The sequence below is a fragment of the Eubacterium sp. AF15-50 genome (assembly GCF_934835595.1).
Taxonomy (GTDB): domain Bacteria; phylum Bacillota; class Clostridia; order Lachnospirales; family Lachnospiraceae; genus Eubacterium_G; species Eubacterium_G segne.
This window is the reverse complement of sequence record NZ_CAKVZL010000119.1, coordinates 1-5,354: the sequence shown is the minus strand read 5'-3', so window position 1 is coordinate 5,354 and position 5,354 is coordinate 1. Positions and strand designations below refer to the sequence as shown.

Below are 5,354 nucleotides of genomic sequence, written 5' to 3'. Positions count from 1 at the left end.
AATGTACACCATAGCAGGATCCGAACATACCGTGCCTGTCCATGCTACTGTAAATACATTATCATTTCCTTCTCCGTCTGTAGCAGTAACTAAAACAGCCGGCAGGGGATACAACATATTTCCCGGTTTCCAAATATCTTTTGCCATGTAATTATCTCCTTTATTCCTTCTTAGTATTTTTGTTTAATAACTTTATATCCGTAAGTGAAATATCATCACCCTTTAAGGTATAGTTTAAAGTCATTTCACTTTTACATTTTCCGGATAGGGTATACACATAACTATTATACAATGTGGTCTTTGTAGATGCCATATAATTATAGCTATAAGTATATTTTAAAGTATAAACCTTTGTTTTGTCATTATACGTTATGGTATTCTTTAAATTATTTATATTAAAGTCAGATACCTTATAGTCTTCTATATTTTTAGTATCCGGCGGATATATTATATCCTGTGTCTTAGTAACAAGGTCCTTGACCTTACTTTTCAGCTTTTTATTATTAGGAAAGCATTTTATAGGGTTTGGATAGGATGGTTTTTTATCCCTTGCCGCCTTATAAAACAACTTAATGACTTTATCTCCTGACTGTTTTATTTTCCCGGAATATTCTTCACTGGCAGTGTAAGATTTTTTTGTCATATCAAGCGTTGTATCAGGTTTCTTTAAATCCACCTGACTGTTTACTGCATAATATTTGTTTGTAGCCACTACCTTGTAATCTCCCAAAAGAATACCCTTAAATTTATAAGTCAATTTACCATCCTTTTCTTCTACGGAAGCATTATCCTTTGTAATGGTTTTCCCGTTAATTTTCAATTGATTTCCACTGTTAATAACTACAGTAAAATTTTTTACAATCATGCTGTCGCAATTAACAGAGTATTCCGGTATAATATTCATTCCCTTTCTTATTTCATCAACATATATTTCAAAATATCTGTTTTCTTTTTTTGAGTCATCTATACATTTTACCCTGACTAACTTTTGTCCGTTCTTTTTCTCCGGGTCTAATATTTCGTAAGAATCAATTGTATACTGTAAGCGCATTTGCTTCATGGCTTCGATATATGTTTCTTTATTTATGTAAACCTCTTTTTCCTTTGTAAGGTAATCATACATTTTATTAAAATCACTGCTTACAAACGCTCTGAAATATCCTGCGGCAACATCTGTGGGATCTGACTCATGGTTTATATATGCCATTCCTGCTCCAATTCCCATGCAAACTGCTATAAATATTAATATGAAAAAAAGAGATACTACTCTTTCCCTTATTATCGATTTCTTCTTCATAAGTCTACTCCTGCATTAAAGTCTGTTTTATATATACGTGTACTTAAATGTTACCCATTATCCTTGATTTTTGCAAGGCTTTTATGTATCATTAACATAACATATGAAAGGATTCAGTCGGATAAAAAGTTTTCCGACTATTATATTGTTATGGATAAAAAAGCACAATTTAACGAGGCTCTTACTTCTCTTGTGGATTACGCAGCTACAAAAGGTAACGAAATCACTCAGGAAGATGTTAAGGTCTTTTTCAAGGATTTAATTGATGACGAAAGTCAGTACGGTTTTATTAACGACTATTTAAGCCTTAATAAAATAAAGGTTTTAGGATTTACACCAACGTCTTTTTTTGACACATTAAATGAAGATACCACAGAAAGCATAGCGGAGGATTCCCCTAATGAAGGCATTCCTGAAAAAGCTTCAAATTTTAAGGAGTCCCAAGAGGAAATCGCTTTCGTCAATATGTATATGTCAGATATGGAAAACATTGAACCTTTGTCTGACACAGAAAAGGTTGAATTAATAAATCAGTTACTTTCAGGTAATGCCGAAGCTTCAAAACGTTTAGTTGAAGGTAGTCTTTCATTAGTAGCAGAAATTGCCGGTAATTTTCGTGGCAAAGGGGTCTCCTTTGGCGACCTTATTCAGGAAGGAAATATTGGCATGATGCTGGCGGTATCAGATTATAACAGTAATTGCGGTGACTTTAATGAATTTATTACAAACCGTGTTACTGATGCCATAAAAAATACCATTAACGAACAGATTAATTCTGACCGCATAAGCCAGCATTTGGCTGACCAGCTTAATTTACTGGATAAAGTTACAAAGCAGTTAAGTGAAAAGCTTGGTCGTGTTCCTGAATTAGCTGAATTATCTGAAGCTATGGGTATTGACGAAGATGAGGTATCTCTTTTATTAAAAACATCCATTAACACTTTGTCAGTTAATCAGGATACCAAAATTGCAGAGGATACTTCCCAAACCGGAAATACTTCAGATTTAAACGACAATGATAATAATCAACCTCTTACATGGAGACATAGTAAGTAGTTTTTTTAGCTTAATAAGGCATAAAAGAGGCTGCGGCTTTGACTTATCAGGTCAAGACCACAGCCCTTTTTAATGAGATTAAGTAAAATATATATTTAAGAACAGAGTTCCAAAATATCTAACTGATATACAACTCTTTTCCTGTTTTTTATTTATCCTTGTAAGCTAATGCTTCCACACCAACTTCACCTGTACGAACTCTCATAACATCTTCTACATTTGTTACGAAAATCTTACCGTCGCCATAGTGTTCAGTATTAAGTGCCTTTCTTGCTGCTGCCACAACAAGTCCCGGATCAACTGTTGAAACTACTATGTCAACCTGTACTTTCTTATAAAGGTTCATTGTGGTTGGTACACCTCTGTATCTACCTGTCTTACCTTTCTCAGCTCCACATCCCATTACCTGAGATACTGTCATTCCCATTACTCCAATAGCATTCATTGTGTCACGAAGTACACCAAATCTTTCTTCCGGACATATAATGGAAATCTTTGTATATCTGCCTTCTTCTCTTTCGCCAAGAGCAAGAGCAACCGGTTTAACATCTGAAAGGTCAACTGAACCTTCGCTTTCTCCTGCATATGATGGTGCTGCCGGAAGGAAATCTGCGTAAGCTGATGCAAGGCCATGTTCTGAAATATCCATACCAATGATTTCTTCTTCTGGTTTAACTCTAAGTCCAATTGTATGTTTAATAATCTGGAATACAATTGTCATCATTATTGCTGCGTAAACATCAATTGCTACAATACCTAAAATCTGGATTCCTAAAAGTTTTGCTCCACCACCATAGAATAAACCTGCGTAGTAAGAACCATCTGCAAATGCATTAACTGTTTCTCCCCTACCTGTTGCAAATAAACCTACGGCAATTGTTCCCCAAACACCGTTTGCCCAGTGAACACCAACGGCACCAACCGGGTCATCAATGTGGAACTTTTTATCTAAAACTTCTACTACTACATCCACTAATATACCTGAAACTGCACCAATGATTAATGCTCCTACAGTATCAACTGAAGCACATCCTGCTGTAATTGCTACCAAACCTGCAAGGGATGCGTTAAGACACATACCAACATCAGGCTTTCCGTCTTTAATCCATGTAAATATCATACAAACTACTGTTGCTGTTGCCGGTGCAATTGTTGTATTCATAAAGATTGATGCTAAGCTGTCATTGTTTGTAGCTGCTGCACCGTTAAATCCATACCATCCAAACCAAAGAATGAAGCATCCTAATGCACCAAGAGTTATTGAGTGACCTGCAATGGCGTTTGATCTGATTTTACCATTAGATCTCTTTGTGTACTTGCCAATACGAGGTCCCACAATAATGGCTCCAACTAATGCCGCCATACCACCTACAGAGTGAATAACTGCTGAACCTGCGAAATCTACGAAATGTAACTGCTGTAACCATCCGTTGCCACCATAGTTCCAAACCCAGCCTGCTTCAATAGGATATACTATTAAGCTGATTGCTGCTGAATAAATACAGTAAGCACTGAACTTTGTTCTTTCAGCCATAGCACCTGAAACAATTGTAGCTGCTGTTGCACAGAATACTAACTGAAATACGAACTGTGACCAGTTAAATGTGTCATAATGGATAAAGATATCAAGATTTGGAATACCAATAATTCCCATTACATAATCCTCTGACATCATAAGCCCGAAACCTAATACTATGTACATTATAGTACCGATACAAAAGTCCATTAAGTTTTTCATAATAATGTTGCCGGCATTCTTTGCTCTTGTAAATCCTGTTTCAACCATTGCGAAGCCTGCCTGCATAAAGAATACCAGGCTGGCACCAATAAGGAACCAAATAGCAAAACTGCTGTCTGTTGCTGCTTTAATAATCTCTTCTGCTCCCATAACTAATTCCTCCATTCTTTTTTAGTCCTAAATAATATTTTTACCTGGAAAACATTTAAAGGGGATGTTTTCCCAGACGACACAATTACTGAATTTGCCATTGTGCTTTTCAATAATTATGTGCTCTCAGAAACGAAAAAGGGAGCTAGACCTTTACGTCTGCTCCCTTGCATTTCGTTCAACATGCATTAGTATAACATCATATTTTTTTATTTCAATGGATAAATCACTTTTGCTAATAAAAAAAAGTCCAAATTTAATTTTCTTAAATTCAGACTTTAATTTATTAATGTTAGGTTTTATTTCGTAAACTTTTTTCCGTTTTTTATAAACTTTATTAAAGATTACTGTATATTCTCCTTAATTTTATTATATATGCCTTCTCCATCCAGTCCAAACTCTTTTATAAGCTCTAAAGCCGGTCCTGAATGTCCAAACACGTCATTTACACCTATCTTAGTTACCTTTGTAGGGCATTTTGCGCTTAATGCATCACATACTGCACTTCCTAAACCACCAATTACGGAATGTTCTTCCACTGTAAACACATTCTTAGTCTTTTCAGCGGATTTTACAATTATATCTTCATCTAAAGGCTTAATTGTATGAATATTAATAACCTCGGCACTAATTCCCTCTGCTGCAAGTTTTTCTGCTGCTTCAAGGGCATAAGACACCATAAGACCGGTAGCAACAATTGTAATGTCACTTCCCTGACGCATTAATATGCCTTTTCCAATTTCAAATTTATAATTGTTTTCATCATTAATAACCGGTGCTGCAAGACGTCCAAATCTCATATATACAGGGCCTTCCATTTCATATGCTGCCTTTACTGCTGCACGGGCTTCCACATCATCACATGGATTTATAACTGTCATTCCCGGTATAACTCTCATAAGCGCAATATCTTCATTACACTGATGTGTGGCACCGTCTTCTCCTACAGAAATTCCTGCATGAGTTGCCCCGATTTTTACATTAAGGTGTGGATATCCTATAGTGTTTCTCACCTGCTCAAAAGCTCTTCCTGCTGCAAACATTGCAAATGTGCTGGCAAAAGGTACCTTTCCACAGGTAGATAATCCTGCTGCTATTCCCATCATATTAGCT

The 5,354-nt window shown here is 36.0% G+C and carries 4 protein-coding genes and 1 pseudogene; 1 reads left to right on the top strand and 4 read right to left on the bottom strand.

From position 1 onward, the window contains the following. Window positions 1–147 (bottom strand): annotated as a pseudogene (locus tag Q5O73_RS09985) (flavin reductase family protein); the annotation flags it as partial. Window positions 148–160: 13 nt separating this feature from the next. Beyond that, window positions 161–1,297 carry a hypothetical protein gene (locus Q5O73_RS09980; RefSeq protein ID WP_302669610.1) on the bottom strand — a complete coding sequence of 379 codons (1,137 nt, stop codon included), beginning with the start codon at window positions 1,295–1,297 and terminating at the stop codon, window positions 161–163. Window positions 1,298–1,447: 150 nt separating this feature from the next. Here Q5O73_RS09980 and Q5O73_RS09975 point away from each other — a divergent pair, with 150 nt between their 5' ends. Beyond that, complete coding sequence (locus tag Q5O73_RS09975) at window positions 1,448–2,353, top strand: sigma-70 domain-containing protein (RefSeq protein ID WP_021951801.1); 906 nt, start codon at window positions 1,448–1,450, stop codon at window positions 2,351–2,353. 148 nt (window positions 2,354–2,501) lie between these two features. On the opposite strand, the gene Q5O73_RS09970 is transcribed toward Q5O73_RS09975, so the two are convergent. Next, window positions 2,502–4,256, bottom strand: a complete 1,755-nt coding sequence (locus Q5O73_RS09970) for an ammonium transporter (protein ID WP_207721421.1) — start codon at window positions 4,254–4,256, stop codon at window positions 2,502–2,504. Window positions 4,257–4,585: 329 nt separating this feature from the next. After that, the coding region (locus Q5O73_RS09965; protein WP_302669609.1) for a transketolase family protein at window positions 4,586–5,354 on the bottom strand (769 nt) is incomplete at its 5' end.

Bases quoted from the DNA above. Each gene is read 5' to 3' on its own strand.
- Q5O73_RS09980 (WP_302669610.1), bottom strand. From the start codon at position 1,297: ATGAAGAAGAAATCGATAATAAGGGAAAGAGTAGTATCTCTTTTTTTC.
- Q5O73_RS09970 (WP_207721421.1), bottom strand. From the start codon at position 4,256: ATGGAGGAATTAGTTATGGGAGCAGAAGAGATTATTAAAGCAGCAACA.
- Q5O73_RS09975 (WP_021951801.1), top strand. From the start codon at position 1,448: ATGGATAAAAAAGCACAATTTAACGAGGCTCTTACTTCTCTTGTGGAT.